The following is a 17860-nucleotide window of genomic DNA, read 5'->3' as shown; positions in this document are numbered from 1 at the left end:
GCGGAGGATCGTAGCTCTACCCCCTGTCGAAGGCGCGGCTCGGGGGCCGGGCAGGGTGCGCCGGGAGGCCGAGGAGCACCGGGAGACGCCGCGCCGACCTGCGCAACACGCGCCCGGTACGTCCCCTCCGGGGAGGAGTGGCCCTGGCCACATCGAAGGCCGGCACCGGCAGCAGGGCCTCCCGGCCCGCGGCGACGGCCGCGGCGGGCGATGATCCGCGCATGGGATCGGCGGGAATCGTGCTGGGGCCCGGGCTGGCCGTCGCGGGGGTGCTGGCGGTGGTCCTGGCCGCAGGCGTGGCCCGATGGGCCCACCTGGGCACCTCCCGCCTCGCGGTCGTCGCGGCGGCGCGCGCAGTCGCGCAGCTCGGCGCGGTGTCACTGCTGATCGGGGCGATCGTCGGGTCGGTGTGGCTGAGCGCGGCGTTCGTGCTGGTCATGATCGTGGTGGCCGCATACACCGCGGCGCGCCGCATCACCCCGGACCGCTCCGGCTGGTGGTCGGCCCTGCCGATCGCCGTCGCGCCCTTGCCGGTCACAGCGCTGCTCGTGCTCGGCGGCGTCGTCCCGCCCGAGGGGATCGCGGTCATCCCGATGGCGGGGATCCTCATCGGCGGCACGATGACGGCAACGGCGCTCGGCGGCCGCCGCGCCCACGACGAGCTGGAGGCGCGCCACGGCGAGTACGAGGCCGCGCTCTCCCTCGGGTTCCTCGAGCGGGACGCCCGCATGGAGATCGCTCGTCCGTCCGCCGGTCACGCCCTTGTACCGGCCATGGATCAGACCCGCACCGTCGGCCTCGTCACGCTCCCTGGCGCGTTCGTCGGGATGCTCCTCGGCGGGGCGAGCCCGATAGAGGCGGGTGCGGTGCAGGTGCTCGTGCTGCTGCTTCTGCTCGCGGTGGAGACGGTGGCCGTGGCGACGATGCTGGAGCTGGTGTGCCGCGGGTGGGTGCGCAGGCCCGCGCGTGCGATGCCGCGCACGTGATGATGCTCGGAGTTACGACCCGATGGCCGAGCCCCAGGGGACCCGCTCGATGTAGTTCGAACAAGCGCACAGCCCGATGAAGTCGGTGAGGTTCGCCCGCAGCGCGCGCTCTGAACGTGAGTGGACGTGATTCCACTCATCGTCGAGGAGCTGCCTGATCCGATGCTGCACTCCGGGTGGACGCATCAGCGCAGCGGAGTGAAGAGCTCCTCGAACAGGTCGGGTGTGGCGGCCGGGCTGGGCACCGGGTCGACGATGTAGAACTCGACACCCATTCCCATCGCGAACAGCGGGTCCGGCATCGCGATGAGGAAGTGGTCGGGTGCCATCTGGCTCGCGTGCGCCCGCATCGAGGCCTTCTTCTGCTCGACGAAGTCGACGGCGTCGACGCGGTGGGTGATCTCCGCCTCCGGCTTACCGAACGTCGGCTCGTCGAAGCTCGGCGGGCTCCAGCCTTCGGGGAGCCCGCCCGACTCGGCCATCCCACGGACGCCGCGCACCATCCAGTCGCGGTTGATCGTGCCCTGCGCCACCACCGGCACGACGGACAGCTCGGCGGCCCGCTTGCCGACGCGGTGCACCTGGATGTGGTCCGGGTGCCCGTAGCCGCCGTTGTCGTCGTAGGTCGTGAGGACGTCCGGCTCCTCCTCGTCGAGGATCACGGCGAGGCGCCGGGCGGCGTGCTCGATGTCGGCCTGCCAGAAGCAGAACGGGGCGTCGTTGCTGGGCTCGCCCATCATCCCCGAGTCGGTGTAGCCGAGGAACTCCACGCGCTTCGCTCCGATCGCGCCCGCCGAGGCGTAGCACTCGGCGGAGCGCCGCATGGCGAGCTGCTCCCCCGGCTCGAGCACCCCGGGCACGGGTTCGCCCAGCTCACCGCGGGTGGCGAAGACCAGAACCACGCGGTGGCCCGCCGCCGCGGCGCGGGCGAGCGTGCCGGCGGAGCCGATCGACTCGTCATCGGGGTGTGCGTGGAAGGAGACGATGGTGCCCACGGCGGCGAGCGTATACGTACGCAGGGTCACCGCAGGTAGGCCGCCAGGGCGCCGCGCGAGCGCTGCGGCGCGCCGATCCGGGCGTCCATATGGCAGAACATTTCGGCCCCGCGGACGGCGCGGCCGGCCGGATGGCCGAGTTCACGGCGGCGGTCAGGCCGTAACAACCGCCCCGCTACAGGCTCTGCACACACATACGCGTCCAGCCGCTGGCCCGTGGGCCGTGAGGTGCACACGAGGGCAGTTGGATCTTGATTGGGCTGCTCTGATGTTCATCTCACGGCGACGGCCGGTGCGTGGATGTGTGCAGAGCCTGTGGGTGCGGGGGTCGACTGGACGTGGTCGCAGGCTCTGCACACACATACGCGTCCAGCTACTTGTCCGGGGCCGTGACATGCACGCCAGGGCTGTTTGATCAAACCGCTCTCACGTCCATCTCGACGGCCGGAAGCGACGACCCGGTGCGTATATGTGTGCAGAGCCTGTAGCGATCGGCACGCCGGTCACGCGCCGAGCTGCACCGGCAGTTCCGTCAGCCGCAGCATCCCCGGAATCGGCGCCCACTCGGGCTCCCCGGTCAGGGCGAGCGCCGGGAACCGCTCGAACAGCGCTGCGAGCGCCACCTCGGCCTCCTGCCGGGCCAGCGCCGCGCCGAGGCAGTAGTGCGGGCCGTGCCCGAAACCGAGGTGCCCCGGGCCCCGGGTGACGTCGAAACGCTCCGGGTCGGGGTGCTCGCGCGGGTCGGAGTTCGCCGCGACGAGGATCGGCAGCAGGGACTCCCCCGCGCGGATCCGCCTCCCGCCCAGTTCCAGGTCCTCGGTGGCGTACCGCATTTGCACGAACTGCGCAGGCGACCACAGGCGCATCAGCTCGTGCACCGCGCCGGGCCACGCGCCGGGGTCGCGGCGCAGCCGGTCGAGCTGTTCCGGCCGGCCGAGCAGCGCCACCACCGAGTTGGCGATCAGGTTGGCGGTGGTCTCGTGCCCGGCGAACACCAGGGCGACGACCATCGTGGTCAGCTCGCGTTCGGTGAGCCGGTCCCCGTCGTCGTGCGCCTGCACCAGCACCGTGAGCAGGTCGTCGGCCGGCTCCGCCCGGCGGCGGCCCGCCAGGTCGTGGACGTGCGCGGTCATCGCCGCCGAGCCCTTCTGTATCCGCTCCGGGTCCATCGAGACCAGGTCCCGCGAGTACGCCCGCCACGCCGGGCGATCGTCCTCCGGCACGCCCACCAGCTCGCAGATCACCGTGATCGGCAGCGGGTACGCGAAGGAGTCCAGCAGCTCGACCGGCCGCGTGGGGTCGAGACCGTCGAGCAGTTCACCGGCGATCGCCGCGATGCGCGGGCGCATGTCGGCCATGCGCTGTGCGGTGAACGCGCGGGAGACGAGCTTGCGCAGCCGCGTGTGGTCGGCACCGTCGGTGTCGAGGATCGTCGGGTTGGAGAGGTCCTTCTCCACGCCGGGCACCAGCGGCATGCTCCCCCGGTCGACGGTCGCGGGGAGGGACAGCACGCTGTTGACGAAGCGCGGGTCGCCGAGCACCGTGCGGACCTCCGCGGCACCTGTGACGTACCAGGTGGGGCTGCCGTCGAACATCCGGCCGAGCTGGACCGGTGCCACCTCGCGCATGCGGCCGTACCCGCCGCGCGGATCGGCGATCAACTCGGGATCGAGCAGGTTTGGTTCCACGTGCAGCCTCTCTTCGCGAACGTTGTACGCGAACGTTAGCTGTTCGCGTACAACGTTCGCAAATCCCTACGTGAGCACGCGTGTCAGCGCGAGCGTGCCGACCTCCGGCGACACCTTTTGGTCGCTCCGCAGAGCTCCGCTCAGTAGACGATGACTCCGCGGATGTTCTTGCCGTCGTGCATGTCCTGGTAGCCCTGCTGGATCTCCTCGAGCGAGTACGTGTTCGTGACCAGCTCGTCGAGCTTCAGTACTCCGTCGCGGTAGAGCTGCAGCTGGTGCAGGATGTCCCAGTTCGGGTTGCAGTTGCCGAACATCGCGCCCTGCAGCCGCTTCTGGAACAACGTCAGCTCGGAGATCGCGATCGGCACGCCGACCTGGCCGATGTCGCCGAGCCCCGTCACCACACACGTCCCGGCCTTGCGGATGGCGCCGAACGCCTGCGCCACGTGGTCGCCCGTCGTCACACCGACGGTGACGATGGCCGAGTCGGCGCCCTGGCCGTTGGTGAACTGGCGGGCCAGCTCCGCGGCTTCCTCCATCGACGCGACGGCGTGCGTCGCGCCCAGCTCCTGCGCCTTCTCCCGCTTGAACGCGACCGGGTCGACGGCGATGACGTTGGACGCGCCGGCGTGGGCGGCGCCCTGCACGGCGTTGATCCCGATGCCTCCGACGCCCATCACGATCACGGTGTGGCCGGGCCCGACCTCGGCCGAGTTCACGGCCGAACCCCATCCAGTGCCCACGCCGCAGCCCACGAGGCAGGCCTTGTCGAGCGGGATGTCGTCGGGGACCTTGACGGCCGAGTCGGCGGACACGGTGGTGGTCTCGACGAACGTGGAGACGCCGCACATCTGGCCGACGGGCTCGCCGCTGTCGGCGAGCTTGAGCCGGAAGTCGGTGGGATCACCCCAGCGCGAGCCGGCGAGGAGACCGGCGCCGAGGTCGCACAGGTTCTGCATGCCGGAGGCGCACCAGCGGCAGTGCCCGCACGCCGGCAGGAACGAGAAGACGACGTGGTCACCTTCCTTCAGGCCCTTGGTGTTGACACCCGCCTTGGTGACGATTCCGGCGCCTTCGTGACCGCCGGCGAACGGGTAAACCCCGACCGGGATATCCCCGGTGGCGACGTGGTCGTCGGAGTGACACAGGCCCGATGCCACCAGCTTGACCTGCACTTCGTTGTCGCGAGGGTCGTCGACCTCCAGGTCGACGACCTCGAACTTGCCCGGCGCCTGCCGGATGATCGCTCCGCGGCTCTGCATCACGCTGTTCTCCTTTGAACGCGGTCAGGTCGAGGGCCCACGGACCGGCCATGGTCCGCGCCACGGCGACCCGTCATAGCAAGACCGTCATAGCAAAGCGTGCATGGATTGGGAACTCTGACCTGACCGAACGGACACCGTCGGTGATCTTCTACAAACCGTTGACGGGGAATGATCCAGCAGTAGAGTTCGGACGCAGCCGATACCGGACCGGAGCCGCTCCATGACGGAACTGTTCAACGCCGCCGCGTACCTGACCGAGCGCCGGGTCGAGGCGGGCGACGGAGAGCGGGTGGCACTGCGCCACCCCGGCGGGAGCCACACATACTCCCAGCTCACGGCCGCCGTCCGGCGGGTGGCGGCGGGGCTCGCCGGCATCGGCGTGCGGCCCGAGGAGCGAGTGGTGCTCTGCATGGCCGACGACGTCGAGCTGGCCGCCGGGATCCTCGGGGCGATGTACCTCGGCGCGGTCGCGGTGCCCTGCTCGACGATGCTGACCGGCGGGGAGCTGGCCAAGCTGGTGGTCGACTCCCGGGCCAGGGTGCTGGTCGGCAGCCCGCAGTTCACCCAGTCGGTGACGGCCGCGGCGGCCGAGGCGCCCGACCTCCGCCACGTGGTGGTCACCGGCGACACACCTCCCGACGTCGACGGTCCGGCCGCGCTCACCTGGTCCGAGCTGCTCGCCGCCGGCGAGGGCACCCCCATCGCAGCGCCCTACGCCACGTGGGACGAGTCACCCGCACTCTGGCTCTACACCTCCGGAACCACCGGCACGCCCAAGGGCGCGATGCATCGGCACACCGACATCCGCTACGTCTGCGAGACCTACGGCGCCAAGGTGCTCGGCGTCGGCCCCGATGACGTGTGCCTGTCGGTGGCCAAGCTGTTCTTCGCCTACGGAATCGGCAACTCGCTGTTCTTCCCGCTGTCCGCGGGCGCGACGGCCGTGCTGGAGCCCTCGCGGCCCAACCCCGCGCTCTACGCCGACCGCGTGGCCGAGCACGGCGTCACACTGTTCTTCGGCGGCCCGAGCTTCTGGGGTCCCCTCATGGCGGCCGACCTGCCGCGGGAGACGTTCGCGACCCTCCGCAACGGGGTGTCGGCCGGTGAGACGCTCCCGCCCCGGATGTTCCACGGGGTGCGCGACCAGTACGGCTTCGAGATTCTCGACGGCATCGGCTCGACCGAGGCCTTGCACATCTTCATCTCCAACGTGGCGGGCAAGGTCGTGCCCGGCAGCTCCGGGTTCCCGGTGCCCGGGTACCGCGTGGAGCTGCGCCGCTCCGACGGGACGGTGATCGACGGGCCGGGCGAGCCCGGGATGCTCTACATCGCGGGCGAGTCGATCTGCACGGGCTACTGGTGCCGCACCGACGTCAACCGCACGGTGTTCCAGGGCGAGTGGATGCGCACCGGCGACCAGTACGTCCGCGGCGAGGACGGCAGCTACACGTGCCTGGGCCGCGCCGACGACGTGCTGAAGGTCGGCGGGATCTGGGTGAGCCCCTCCGAGGTCGAGTCCCGGCTGCTGGAGCACCCGGCGCTGGCCGAGGCCGTGGTCGTCGGCGTGCCGGACGAGGACGGGCTGGACAAGCCGGTGGCCTACGTCGTCGCGCGGCAGGGGGCGAGCGTCGACCCGGACGAGGTGGTGGCGTTCTGCCGCGCCGGGCTCGCGGCGTTCAAACGGCCGCGCCTGGTGATCGAGCTGGACGAGCTGCCGAAGACCGCCACCGGGAAGATCCAGCGCTACCGGCTGCGGCAGATGGCGACGGCCTCCCCACCCCCGTCCGGGACGGCGGCCGACGTGGCCGAGGCCAAGGGCTGACCGTGCCCGCACCCGAGTGGATCCGCGAGACCCCGGCCCGGAGCCGGTGACGGGCTGGCTGACCGCCCACGGGTTCTCTCCCACGGGTGTGGGCGAGCTCCGCAAGAAGGTGGATCCCGTCCGGCGGCGTGCCGCCCGCCGCCAGGCCGGCAAGCAACGTTCTACAACGACTTGCCGTCCCGGCTCATTCTTGTAGAGTTACATCCATAGCCCGCGTCCGTCGCACGAGGAGGTCCCATGACGGTCACCGCCGACCCGGACCAGGCCGCGATCCCTGCGGTCTCGTTCGACGCCGACCCCACGACCTACCGGCACTGGACGCTCGACCTCGAGGGCAGTGCCGAGACCGGCGTGGCCTACCTGCGGCTCGACGTCGACGAGGCGGGCGGGCTGGTGCCCGGCTACGAGCTGAAGATGAACAGCTACGACCTGGGCGTCGACATCGAGCTCTACGACGCCACGCAGCGGCTGCGCTTCGAGCACCCCGAGGTGCGCGCGGTCGTCGTCACCAGCGCGAAGGACCGCAACTTCTGCGCCGGCGCGAACATCCGGATGCTCGCCGGGTCGAGCCACCCGTGGAAGGTGAACTTCTGCAAGTTCACCAACGAGACTCGGGGCGGCATCGAGGACGCCGCGGCGAACTCGGGCCAGACCTACCTTGCGGCCGTCAACGGAACGGCGGCGGGCGGCGGCTACGAGCTGGCGCTGGCGTGCGACGAGATCCTGCTCATCGACGACAACTCCTCCGCCGTGTCGCTCCCCGAGGTACCGCTGTTGGGCGTCCTGCCCGGCACCGGCGGCCTCACCCGCGTCACCGACAAGCGCAGGGTGCGCAAGGACCGCGCCGACGTCTTCGCCACTCGACCGGAAGGCATCCGCGGCAAGCAGGCCGTCGAGTGGAAGCTCGTGGATGAGGTCATTCCCAAGCGTCATTGGGACGAGAAGGTGGCCGAGCGTGCCGCTGCCGCGGCCGCCCGCTCGAACCGGCCGGCCGACGCTCTAGGCGTCACGCTCACCCCGCTGGAGCGTGCGGAGACCGCCGACGGCATCCGCTACCGGCACGTCGAGGCTCGGTTCGACCGCGAGCGGGGGCTCGTCGAGATCACGGTTCTCGGGCCCGAGGGCGACGTGCCGGACACGGTGGAGCGGGTGCACGAGCTGGGCGCCGACTTCTGGCCGCTCGCCATGACCCGCGAGCTGGACGACCTGATCCTGCGGCTGCGCGCCAACGAGCTGGAGCTGGGCACCTGGGTGGTGCGCACCCGCGGCGACGTCGAGGACGCCCTCGCGTTCGAGAGGGTCATCGCCGAGCGCTCCAAGGACGACTGGCTGGTCAACGAGATCCGGCACTACTACAAGCGTGTGCTCAAGCGGCTCGACGTCACGTCGCGGTCGCTGATCGCGCTGATCGAGCCGGGGTCATGCTTCGCGGGCGCGCTGCTGGAGCTGGCACTGGCCTGCGACCGGCAGTACATGCTCGAGGGGTTCCTGGAGCAGGACGCGCAGGAGGGCGAACCCGCGCAGCTCGTGCTGAGCGAGAGCAACTTCGGGACGTTCCCGATGAGCAACAGGCTCTCCCGGCTCGCGTCGCGTTTCTACGGCGATGACGACCACGTCGCCAAGCTGCGTCAGGAGACCGGTCGCCGGATCGGCGCCGCCGACGCGATGGAGCTGGGGCTCGTCACCGAGGCCCTGGACGACATCGACTGGGAGGACGAGATCCGGATCATGCTGGAGGAGCGGGCGTCGCTCTCCCCCGACGCCCTCACCGGCATGGAGGCCAACCACCGGTTCGTCGGCCCGGAGACGATGGAGACACGGATCTTCGGACGGCTCACCGCCTGGCAGAACTGGATCTTCGTACGACCGAACGCATCAGGCCCGGATGGTGCGCTACGCAAGTACGGCACGGGGCGCAAGGCCGACTTCGACCACAAGCGGGTGTGAGGCAGATGTCGATCGACTACAGCGAGAAGATCCCGAACAACGTCGACCTGGCAGGCGACCGCAAGCTCCAGCGCGCGCTCGAGAGCTGGCAACCCAACTTCCTCACCTGGTGGAAGACGATGGGCCCCGCGGTCCCGACGGAGGACGTCTACCTGCGTACCGCCGTCGCCGTCGGCCGCGAGGGGTGGGCCCACTTCGACCACGTCGCCATGGACGAGTACCGCTGGGGTGTGTTCCTCGCCGAGCGCAACACCGACCGGCGGATCGCGTTCGGCGAGCAGAAAGGCGAGCCGGTCTGGCAGCAGGTGCCCGGCGAGTACCGCGCCGACCTGCAGCGGCTGATCGTCATCCAGGGCGACACCGAGCCCGCGTCGGTGGAGCAGCAGCGCCGCCTCGGTGAGACGGCGCCGTCGCTGTACGACCTGCGCAACCTCTTCCAGGTCAATGTGGAGGAGGGCCGCCACCTCTGGGCGATGGTGTACCTGCTGCACGCGTACTTCGGCCGCAACGGGCGGGACGAGGCCGAGGCGCTGCTGCAGCGCAACTCCGGTGACCTCGACAGCCCGCGCATCCTCGGCGCGTTCAACGAGGAGACCCCGGACTGGCTGTCGTTCTTCATGTTCACCTACTTCACCGACCGCGACGGGAAGTACCAGCTCGGCACGCTGAAGGAGTCGGCGTTCGACCCGCTGTCGCGCACCTGCGAGTTCATGCTCAAGGAGGAGGCGCACCACATGTTCGTCGGCACCACGGGTGTCGACCGCGTGGTGGCCCGCACCGCCGAGTTGATGCGCGAGCACGACACCGAGGACATCGCCCCGCACGGCGGCATCCCGCTCGACGTGATCCAGAAGTACATCAACTTCCATTACTCCGTCTCACTCGACCTGTTCGGCTCCGAGCAGTCCACGAACGCCGCCAACTACTTCTCCGCGGGGCTCAAGGGCCGCTGGCAGGAGGAGCGGCGCAAGGACGACCACGTTCTCACCGAGGACTCGGCGCACATCGACCTCGTCCGCGACGGCGAGATCACCACCAATGAGGTGCCCGCGCTCCTCGCCCTCAACCACGACCTGCGCCGCGAGTACGTCAGCGACTGCGAGAGCGGCGTCAAACGCTGGAACCGGGTGCTCGACAAAGCGGGCATCGACCGCCGCGTCTACCTGCCCCACGTCGGGTTCAACCGCGAGGTCGGCCTCTTCGCCGGCCACCACCTGACGCCGAAGGGCGGGCTGGTCGGGCCGGACGTGTGGGACGCGAAGAAGGACTCCTGGCTGCCGAGCGAGGCCGACAAGGTGCACGTCCGGTCGCTGATGCGGCCGGTCTACGAGCCGGGCAAGATCGCAGGCTGGATCGCGCCGCCGTCGAACGGCATCAACGACAAGCCCTTCGAGTACGAGTACGTCCACTTCCCCTGATCGATCCCGCCCCTCCGGTTGCGAATCTGGCGCCGGGTACGCAGGACCGCCTGAGCGGGAATTTCGTCAGTAGAACTCGACGATGTCGACGACGTTGCGCAGCTCGCGCCCGTCCAGGAGCCGGGTGGCGTTGTCTGCGAACAGCTCCGCGATCCGCTGCTCCTCCGCCGGGGTGAGGGTCGCGTTGTGCGGGCTGATCAGAACGTTCGGCAGGTCCCACAGCGGGTTGTCGCGGTCGAGCGGCTCCACCGCGACGACGTCGAGCGCCGCGAAACCGATGCGTCCGTCACGCAGCGCGCCCACCAGCGCGTCCTCGTCGATCACGGACCCCCGCCCGACGTTCACGAGCGTCGTGCCGGGCCGTACGGCGTCGAGCACGGCGGCGCTCACCAGCTTCTCGGTGGCGGCGGTGCCCGGCAGGGTGACGACGATCCCGTTCACCCGGCCGACGACCTCGGCAAGGTCGTCGGGGTGCACCAGCTCGCTCACGCCGTCGACCGGCTCCCCGCGGCGGCTCGTGCCGATCACGCGGGTGCCCATGGCGTCGAGGACCCTGGCCACCTCGCGCCCGATCCCGCCGAGCCCGAGCACGAGCACGGTCTGCTCGCCGAGCTGGTTCATCAGCCACCGCTCGGGCCACTCGTGCCGCACCGCGTCGGCCTGCAGCCGCGGCAGGTTCTTCGCGCCGGCGAGCAGCCCGAACAGCGCGAACTCCATCAGCGGACCGCCGTGCACACCCGCGGACGTCGTGAACGTGACGCGGTTGAGCTCCTCGTCCGTCAGACCCGCCGCCTTGACGTGGGCCCCGCCACCGGCGGCCATCGTGTGCACCCAGCGCAGCCCCGGGTTGGCGGCAACGGCCTTTCGCAGCTCCTGCGCGTCGTCGTCGGGGAGCCCGAAGAGCGCGTCGGCGCCCGCGATCATCTCGGCGAAGCGCTGCCGCTGCTCCGGGGTGCGGACGAACGCCGGGTCGCCGCGGTGGTCGGCCGGGTAGCGGACGGGTGCGAGCAGCGACTGGTCGCGCACCATCTCCACGCGCGGTTCCCGCTGCTCCACCAGCTCGCAGAGCTCTTCGCGCAACGGCGTCACCACCGCGACCCGGAGCCGTTCCGACACCCGCCACCTCCACGTCCGCCCATCAGTGCGCACTCAGCATGTCAATCGGCATGTCGGCACGTGTTCCCGCACCGCCTCGGCGGACTCGTCTGTGGGGTGGTGCCCCATTGACCGGGGCCCGCCCGCTCGCGAGCATCCGGACATGACCGAGGTGCCCCTGCTGCCCGGCGTCCGCTCCGCGTTCGCCCAGACCGACCGGCTCCGCACCCACTACCTGGAGTCGGGCCCCGCGGACGGCGCCCCCGTGGTGCTGCTGCACGGCAACCTCTCGACCGCCCGGTTCTTCGAGCACCTCATGCCGGACCTGCCGCAGTACCGCGTGCTGGCCCCCGACATGCGGTGCTTCGGCGAATCCGAGCCGGCGCCTCTGGACGCCACCAGGGGCCTCGCCGACTGGGCGGACGACCTGTTCGCGCTGCTCACGTTCCTGGGGATCGAAGAACCGCCGCACCTCGTGGGCTGGTCGACGGCAGGCGCGGCGATCGCCCGGTACGCGATGGACCGGCCGGTGGCGTCGCTGACGTTCCTCGACCCCGTCTCGCCCTACGGGTACGGCGGAACGCTCCCCGATGGAGCGCCGTGCTTCGCCGACTTCGCGGGCTCGGGTGCCGGCACCGTCAACCCCGAGGTCGTGCGGCGCATCGCCGAGGGGGACGCGTCCGGCGAGAGCCCCTTCTCGATCCGCAACGTGATGAACGCCTTCTACTTCGCACCGACCCACCGCGAACCGCGCGAGCGCGAGGACATGCTCGTCGCCGAGATCCTCAAGACCGTGACCGGCGAGGCGAACTACCCCGGTGACGTGCGGACGTCGGGCAACTGGCCGGGCAGCGCCCCCGGCACCAGCGGCATCCTCAACGCGCTGTCGCCCAAGTACTGCAACTGGTCGGGGATCGTCGACCTCAACCCCAAGCCGCCGGTGCTGTGGACGCACGGCAGCGCCGACCTCGTCATCGCCGACACCTCGCCGCTGGAGATGGGCACCCTCGGCGCGTCCGGCACGGTGCCAGGCTGGCCGGGGATGGAGGCCTTCCCGCCGCAGCCGATGGTCGCGCAGATCCGCGCGGTGCTTCAGCAGTACGCGGAGGGGGGCGGCTCGGTGCGCATGGAGATGTTCGCGGGCTCCGGCCACGGCCCGCACATGGACGCCCGCGAGAAGTGGCTGGAGGTCTTCACAGACTTCCTCGCCACGACCTGACCCCCGACCACAACTCGCGCGCACTCACGCCGCGACTCGCGCGCACTCACGCCGCGACTCGCGGGGGCTCCCGCGAGTCGCTGCAGAAGTGCGCGCGAGTCGGGGTCTGGGTGCGGGCGAGTCGGGGTCTGGGTGCGGGCGAGTCGGGGTCTGGGTGCGGGCGAGTCGGGGTCTGGGTGCGGGCGAGTCGGGGTCTGGGTGCGGGCGAGTCGGGGTCTGGGAGGGGCGCTTACCAGGGGACCTCGCCGTTTCGGTCCGTGAACGTGCCTGTCGGGCCGGCCGGCCCTACCGTCGCCAGGGCGACGATCGCGTCGCTGCCCTCCTCCACCGTCTGGTGACCGCTGTGATGGTTCAGGTCCGTGGCCGTGAAGCCTGGGTCGGCGGCATTGATGCGGAACTCCGGCAGCGCCTTCGCGTACTGCGTGGTGATCATGTTGAGCGCCGTCTTCGACGACGGGTAGGTCAGGGAGACGATCCCGTGCTCGAGCCGCTGCGGGTCGCTGGTGACGCCGATCGAGCCATTCCCACTCGACACCATGACGATCCGGGGCGCGGCCGACCGGCGCAGCAGCGGCACGAACGCCCTGGTCACGCGTACCGGGCCGAAGACGTTCGTGTCGTAGCAGGCGAGCAGGTCGGCCGGCCCGGTCTCGAGCGGGTCGACCCACCGCCCGGTGATTCCGGCGTTGTTGATCAGCACGTCGAGGCGCCCGTACCGCTCGGCCACCTCCTTCGCCGCGGCGGCCACGGACTCGTCGCTCGTGACGTCCAGCCCGAGCACCACCACGTCACCCTCCATGGCGCGCGCCGTCTCGGCGCCGCGCTCCAGGTCTCGAGAGCCCAGCAGCACCGTCCAGCCGAGCGCCGCGAGCCGCCGCACGACCGTGGCGCCGATCCCCTTGTTCGCCCCGGTGACCAGAGCGATCGTCGATTCCGTCATGCCTCGACCGTGCGCCCCCTGCGGTAGCGCCGACCAGGTCCGGCTCAGCCTGGGACCGCTTGTACCAGGCTGAGCGACGTCCGCGGCGGCATGCTGGGCAGATGGACCGCACCGAGCTCGGCACTACCTTGCGGACCTGGCGCGAGCGCCTGCGCCCGGGCGACGTCGGGCTCCCCGCCGGGGTGCGCCGCCGCACGCCGGGCCTGCGCCGCGAGGAGGTAGCGGGGCTCGCGGGGGTGTCGGTCGATTACCTCTCCCGGCTGGAGCAGGGCCGCGGGCCGCGGCCGTCGGAGGGCGTGCTGAGTGCCCTGGCCCGCGCGCTACGGGTCACCGACGCCGAGCGCGAGCACCTGTTCCACCTCGCCGGGGCCGCTCCCCCGTTGCCGGGACGGATCCGCAGCGGGGTGCGCCCCAGCGTGCTGCGGCTGATGGACCGGTTCACCGACCTGCCCGCGCTGCTGCTCGACGCGAAGTCCGACGTGCTCGCGTGGAACCCGATGGCCGCCGCGCTGTTGGGCGACCTGTCCGCGATTCCGCCGGGCCAACGAAATATCGCGCGGCAGGCCTTCATCGGCGCGGGCAGCCGCGTCGAGGTGGGCACGGAGGAGCGCGAGCGCCTGGACCGCGCCCTCGTCTCCGACCTGCGACGGGCGGCCGCCCGCTACCCCGACGATCCCGCGCTGCGCCAGCTCGTCGCCGATCTGCGCGCGGCGAGCCCGGTCTTCGAGCGGCTCTGGACGCTGCGCGAGCTAGACGAGCGGCACGGCGACCGCAAGGTCATCCGCCACCCTGAGCTCGGCGACCTGACGCTGGACTGCAATGTGCTGGAGGTGCACGGTGACGACCAGGTCCTGCTGGTCTACTCCGCCGCACCGGATACACCGGAGGCCGAGGCGCTGTCTTTGCTGAGCGTGGTCGGGCTGCAACCCATCGGAGCAGTGGACCCGCTATCCTCAGCCGGGCATGCCTCCGAGCGTTGACTCGGCGGTATCGGGGAGGGGACTACCGACGTGGCTGCTGACCTGGCCTACGACGCGCTCGCGGACCCTGTGCGCCGTGAGATCCTCAGCGTGCTCGCGGAGCGCGACGAGCTGAGCGCGGGCGAGCTGTCGTCCTACATCCGGCGTGTCGGGCGCACCGCCGTGTCCAGCCACCTCCGGGTGCTGCGCACTGCGGGGCTGATCGCCGAGCGTCGCACGGGCCGCTTCCGCTACTACTCGGTGGACCCGACCGGACCCGTTCAGGACGTGATCCGCGAGCTGCAGGAGCTCTTCCAGGGATCGCTCGACGCGGCCAAGGTCGCGGTAGAGAACGGCGCCACCGCGGTCGCCGTCGATCGAGAGCGTCCAGGCCGCAGAGCCATGTGATGGCCGGCCTGGCCCTGACAGCCGAACAGCACGTCGACGCGCCTCCCGGGGCGGTGTTCGCCCTGTTCGGAGCGGGCACGGGGGCCGGCTGGGTCTTCGACGCCGCGTGCGACCGGCTCGTCGTGGGCGCCGCTGTCACCCTGCGGGCGCCGATCTTCGGTGCCGCGGGCGAGCCCGTGGAGATCCTCGGCCGGGTCGCCGCGCTGCGCCCGCCGTCCCGCATCGAGATCGTGCACGACCAGCCGTGGCGCGGGCGGCTGCGGGTGCTCGTCGACTCAGCGGGCATCGGTTCGCGCGTGCGCCTGATCGCCGACCTGGACGGCGCCGGGCTCAACTGGCTCATGCGCCGCCGCGGTTTCGCCGTCTCCGACGGCGAGCTGGCCGGCACGCACCCGGTCGGCCTGCTCACCAGCAAGTCGGGCCCGGCGAGTGTCTTCGCCTCGCCCACGGAGCACGTCGCGGCGCTCGCCGTCGAGGAGATCAACGCCGACGGCGGCATCCGGGGCACGCCGGTGCGGCTCGTGGTCGGCGACGACGGCACGGACCCCGACCTGGGCGCGCTCGAGGCGTGGCGGCTGGTGAAGGCCGGGTGCCGCACGATCATGGCCACCACGACGTCGGCCACGTTCACGCGCGCCGCGCACGAGCTGCGCGACTCCGGCGTGCTGATGGTCCAGACCGTCATGAACGAGGGCGGCATCGGGGGTGAGCTGCGGGTACAGCTCGGCGAGCGCCCCGAGGACCAGCTGCGGGCCGCGGCCGGGCCGGTGATGGAGGCGGCGGGCGGCCGCCGCTGGTTCCTCGCGGGCAACGCCTACATCTGGCCGCGGGTGGTGCACACCGCAGCGCGGCGGGTCCTCGCCGAGCAGGCGGGCACGGTGGTCGGCGAGAGCTTCCAGCCGCTGGGCACCCGCGACTTCACGCCGCTGATCGAGCAGATCCTCCGCTCCGGCGCCGACGTCGTGCTCTCGGCGTTCGTGGGCGCCGACCTGGTGCAGTTCGAGCGGCAGTGCCTCGCGATGGGGGTGCGCGACCGCTGCCGCACGCTCGCCCCCGCCATCGACGAGCCCACCCGCGAGCGCATCGGTGACGACGCCTCCACAGGCATGTTCGGTGCGTCCGGGTACTTCGAGGAGCTGCCCGGCGAGGCCAACGAGGCGTTCGTCCGCCGCTATCGGGAGATGTACGGGAGGTTCGCGCCGCCCGTGTCGAGCATCTCGGAGTCGGTCTACGAGGCCCTGCACCTCTACGCGCACGCGGCCCGCCGCGCAGACGAGGACACGCCGGCCGCCATCGCCCGGGAGCTGCGCAGCATCCGGCACGATGCCTTCCCGCGCGGGGACGTCGCTGTCGACGGCCCCGAGACGTTCCGGCAGTCGCTCTTCGTCGCGGAGGCGCGGCCGGGCGGCTTCTCCGTGAGCCGCGCGAGCTGAACGGTGACGGGCCGCAGCTGATCCGCCACTGTTCGTTGACGCTTGCGTCGGCGGATCGCTAGCGTCCTCTTTCGACACTCGATCCCCCCTCCGATCAGAGGAGACCGTGATGCCCGTCCAGCCCCCCAACCCGTCGGAGCTCACGAAGGTGGCGGAGGGTTACGGTCTCGGTCTCGGCGACTCCGACATCTCCTCGTTCGGCCCGATGGTGCACGGCCTGCTCGGATCGTGGGACGCGGTCGAGGAGCTCTACGCCCGGACGGCCCCCGTCGCGCCGGAGCGCGTTTGGACCCGGCCCACCGGCGAGGACAACCCGCTGAACGCCTGGTACGTCACCTGCGAGGTCACCGACGGCGGCGCGGGCCCGCTCGCCGGGCGCACGGTCGCCGTCAAGGACAACACGGCGGTGGCCGGCGTCCCGATGATGAACGGCTCGGCCACCGTCGAGGGATTCGTGCCGACCCGGGACGCCACGATCGTCTCCCGGATGCTCGCCGCCGGCGCGACGATCGCCGGCAAGGCCGTCTGCGAGGACCTCTGCTTCTCGGGCGGCTCCCACACCTCGCGCACCGGGCCGGTTCTCAACCCGTGGGACACCAGCCGGACGACGGGCGGGTCGTCCAGCGGCAGCGCGGCGCTCGTCGCGTCCGGGGCCGTCGACATTGCCACGGGCGGCGACCAGGGCGGCTCGATCCGCATGCCCGCGTCGTTCAGCGGGATCGTCGGGCACAAGCCCACCCACGGGCTCGTGCCCTACACGGGCGCGTTCCCGATCGAGCAGACCATCGACCACGTCGGCCCGATGACGCGCACGGTCGCCGACGCCGCACTCGTGCTGGGCGTGATCGCCGGGTACGACGGCCACGACCCCCGCCAGCCCACCGACGTCGCGGGCGACGACTACGTCGCGGCGCTCGAGCGCTCGGCCGAGGGGCTGCGCATCGGCGTGGTCACCGAGGGCTTCGGCCAGGCCAACTCCGCTCCAGAGGTCAACGACGCCGTCCGCGCCGCTGTCGACACGCTCACCGGTGCCGGGCTCACCGCGGAGGAGGTGTCGATCCCCTGGCACCTGCACGGGGCGAAGGTCTGGGACGTGATCGCCACCGAGGGCGCGGCCTGGCAGATGGTGGACGGCATCGGCTACGGCCGGGGCTGGCAGGGCCTCTACGACCCCGAGCTGATCGCGCACTACGGCGCCAAGTGGCGGGCCGACGGCAGCCAGTTCTCCGAGACCGTCAAGCTCGTACTGCTCGCCGGCCGCTACGGGATCGACGGCTACCAGGGCAGGCACTACGCGATGGCCCGCAACCTCGCCCCGCAGCTGCGCGCGGCCTACGACGAGGCGCTGTCGCGGTACGACGTGCTGGTCATGCCCACCACGCCGATCCAGGCGTCGGTGATCCCGGCGCCGGACGCCCCGCGGGAGGAGATCATCGGCCGCGCGCTGGAGATGATCAGCAACTGCTGCCCGTTCGACGTGTCCGGGCACCCGGCGTGCTCGGTGCCCGCCGGCCTGGTGAACGGCCTCCCGACGGGCATGATGATCGTCGGGAAGCAGTTCGACGACGCCACCGTGCTGCGGGTGGCCCACACGTTCGAGCAGGCAGTAGGCGGCTTCCCGGCCCCGCAGGCGGCTACGGTCGCAGGCTAGGAGGGTCCTGAACAACTCCGCCCGTAGCGAGCGG

Annotated in this window: 14 protein-coding genes; 9 read left to right on the top strand and 5 right to left on the bottom strand. The window is 71.3% G+C overall.

The genetic code is table 11. From position 1 onward, the window contains the following. Positions 1-221 precede the first annotated feature (221 nt). The gene (locus tag ABD143_RS33600) at positions 222-986 is read left to right on the top strand and encodes an ABC transporter permease (RefSeq protein WP_343986239.1); all 765 of its coding nucleotides are present in this window, start codon (positions 222-224) and stop codon (positions 984-986) included. A gap of 185 nt (positions 987-1171) precedes the next feature. On the opposite strand, the gene ABD143_RS33595 is transcribed toward ABD143_RS33600, so the two are convergent. From ABD143_RS33595 to ABD143_RS33585, 3 genes are all read right to left on the bottom strand, one after another. Continuing rightward, positions 1172-1981: a PIG-L family deacetylase gene (locus ABD143_RS33595; protein WP_343986236.1), complete on the bottom strand. Its 810-nt coding sequence runs from the start codon at positions 1979-1981 to the stop codon at positions 1172-1174. A gap of 503 nt (positions 1982-2484) precedes the next feature. Then, the gene (locus ABD143_RS33590) at positions 2485-3669 is read right to left on the bottom strand and encodes a cytochrome P450 family protein (protein ID WP_343986233.1); all 1185 of its coding nucleotides are present in this window, start codon (positions 3667-3669) and stop codon (positions 2485-2487) included. Between the two features lie 140 nt (positions 3670-3809). Beyond that, entirely contained in the window at positions 3810-4931 is a 1122-nt protein-coding gene (locus ABD143_RS33585; RefSeq protein ID WP_343987173.1) for an NDMA-dependent alcohol dehydrogenase, read from the bottom strand. A gap of 223 nt (positions 4932-5154) precedes the next feature. Here ABD143_RS33585 and ABD143_RS33580 point away from each other — a divergent pair, with 223 nt between their 5' ends. From ABD143_RS33580 to boxB, 3 genes are all read left to right on the top strand, one after another. Further along, positions 5155-6756 (top strand): benzoate-CoA ligase family protein, encoded by a 1602-nt coding sequence (locus tag ABD143_RS33580; protein WP_343986229.1) that lies wholly within the window; start codon positions 5155-5157, stop codon positions 6754-6756. Positions 6757-6993: 237 nt separating this feature from the next. Then, positions 6994-8703, top strand: coding sequence for a 2,3-epoxybenzoyl-CoA dihydrolase (gene boxC, locus ABD143_RS33575; protein WP_343986225.1), 1710 nt, complete (start codon positions 6994-6996; stop codon positions 8701-8703). A 5-nt stretch (positions 8704-8708) separates the two neighbouring features. Continuing rightward, on the top strand, positions 8709-10121 hold the full coding sequence (boxB, locus tag ABD143_RS33570) for a benzoyl-CoA 2,3-epoxidase subunit BoxB (protein ID WP_343986222.1): 1413 nt from the start codon (positions 8709-8711) through the stop codon (positions 10119-10121). 66 nt (positions 10122-10187) lie between these two features. Here the strand turns inward: boxB and ABD143_RS33565 are convergent, their stop codons facing one another. Further along, entirely contained in the window at positions 10188-11237 is a 1050-nt protein-coding gene (locus ABD143_RS33565) for a D-2-hydroxyacid dehydrogenase (protein WP_343986220.1), read from the bottom strand. 142 nt (positions 11238-11379) lie between these two features. On the opposite strand from ABD143_RS33565, the gene ABD143_RS33560 reads away from it, so the two are divergent. After that, the gene (locus ABD143_RS33560) at positions 11380-12435 is read left to right on the top strand and encodes an alpha/beta fold hydrolase (protein WP_343986218.1); all 1056 of its coding nucleotides are present in this window, start codon (positions 11380-11382) and stop codon (positions 12433-12435) included. Between the two features lie 229 nt (positions 12436-12664). Here ABD143_RS33560 and ABD143_RS33555 read toward each other — a convergent pair whose 3' ends face one another. After that, complete coding sequence (locus ABD143_RS33555; RefSeq protein WP_343986216.1) at positions 12665-13375, bottom strand: SDR family NAD(P)-dependent oxidoreductase; 711 nt, start codon at positions 13373-13375, stop codon at positions 12665-12667. A 101-nt stretch (positions 13376-13476) separates the two neighbouring features. Here ABD143_RS33555 and ABD143_RS33550 point away from each other — a divergent pair, with 101 nt between their 5' ends. From ABD143_RS33550 to ABD143_RS33535, 4 genes are all read left to right on the top strand, one after another. Then, a complete protein-coding gene (locus ABD143_RS33550) occupies positions 13477-14355 on the top strand; it encodes a helix-turn-helix transcriptional regulator (protein WP_343986214.1) in 879 nt (292 codons plus the stop codon). 30 nt (positions 14356-14385) lie between these two features. Then, entirely contained in the window at positions 14386-14742 is a 357-nt protein-coding gene (locus ABD143_RS33545; protein WP_343986212.1) for a metalloregulator ArsR/SmtB family transcription factor, read from the top strand. Next, positions 14742-16175, top strand: coding sequence for a substrate-binding protein (locus tag ABD143_RS33540; RefSeq protein ID WP_343986208.1), 1434 nt, complete (start codon positions 14742-14744; stop codon positions 16173-16175). Before ABD143_RS33545 ends, ABD143_RS33540 begins: the two co-directional genes overlap by 1 nt. Before the next feature lie 109 nt (positions 16176-16284). Then, positions 16285-17826 carry an amidase gene (locus tag ABD143_RS33535; RefSeq protein ID WP_343986205.1) on the top strand — a complete coding sequence of 514 codons (1542 nt, stop codon included), beginning with the start codon at positions 16285-16287 and terminating at the stop codon, positions 17824-17826. Positions 17827-17860: the final 34 nt, after the last annotated feature.

The organism is Pseudonocardia aurantiaca, from assembly GCF_039526725.1.
GTDB lineage: Bacteria > Actinomycetota > Actinomycetes > Mycobacteriales > Pseudonocardiaceae > Pseudonocardia > Pseudonocardia aurantiaca.
The sequence above is the reverse complement of the archived record's forward strand: the minus strand, read 5'-3'. Positions and strand labels throughout refer to the sequence as shown.

What these genes read in the sequence shown, in the direction of transcription:
- ABD143_RS33600 (WP_343986239.1), top strand. Translation starts at nt 222, where the DNA reads ATGGGATCGGCGGGAATCGTGCTGGGGCCCGGGCTGGCCGTCGCGGGG.
- ABD143_RS33585 (WP_343987173.1), bottom strand. Translation starts at nt 4,931, where the DNA reads ATGCAGAGCCGCGGAGCGATCATCCGGCAGGCGCCGGGCAAGTTCGAG.
- ABD143_RS33580 (WP_343986229.1), top strand. Translation starts at nt 5,155, where the DNA reads ATGACGGAACTGTTCAACGCCGCCGCGTACCTGACCGAGCGCCGGGTC.
- boxC (WP_343986225.1), top strand. Translation starts at nt 6,994, where the DNA reads ATGACGGTCACCGCCGACCCGGACCAGGCCGCGATCCCTGCGGTCTCG.
- boxB (WP_343986222.1), top strand. Translation starts at nt 8,709, where the DNA reads ATGTCGATCGACTACAGCGAGAAGATCCCGAACAACGTCGACCTGGCA.
- ABD143_RS33560 (WP_343986218.1), top strand. Translation starts at nt 11,380, where the DNA reads ATGACCGAGGTGCCCCTGCTGCCCGGCGTCCGCTCCGCGTTCGCCCAG.
- ABD143_RS33555 (WP_343986216.1), bottom strand. Translation starts at nt 13,375, where the DNA reads ATGACGGAATCGACGATCGCTCTGGTCACCGGGGCGAACAAGGGGATC.
- ABD143_RS33550 (WP_343986214.1), top strand. Translation starts at nt 13,477, where the DNA reads ATGGACCGCACCGAGCTCGGCACTACCTTGCGGACCTGGCGCGAGCGC.
- ABD143_RS33540 (WP_343986208.1), top strand. Translation starts at nt 14,742, where the DNA reads ATGGCCGGCCTGGCCCTGACAGCCGAACAGCACGTCGACGCGCCTCCC.
- ABD143_RS33535 (WP_343986205.1), top strand. Translation starts at nt 16,285, where the DNA reads ATGCCCGTCCAGCCCCCCAACCCGTCGGAGCTCACGAAGGTGGCGGAG.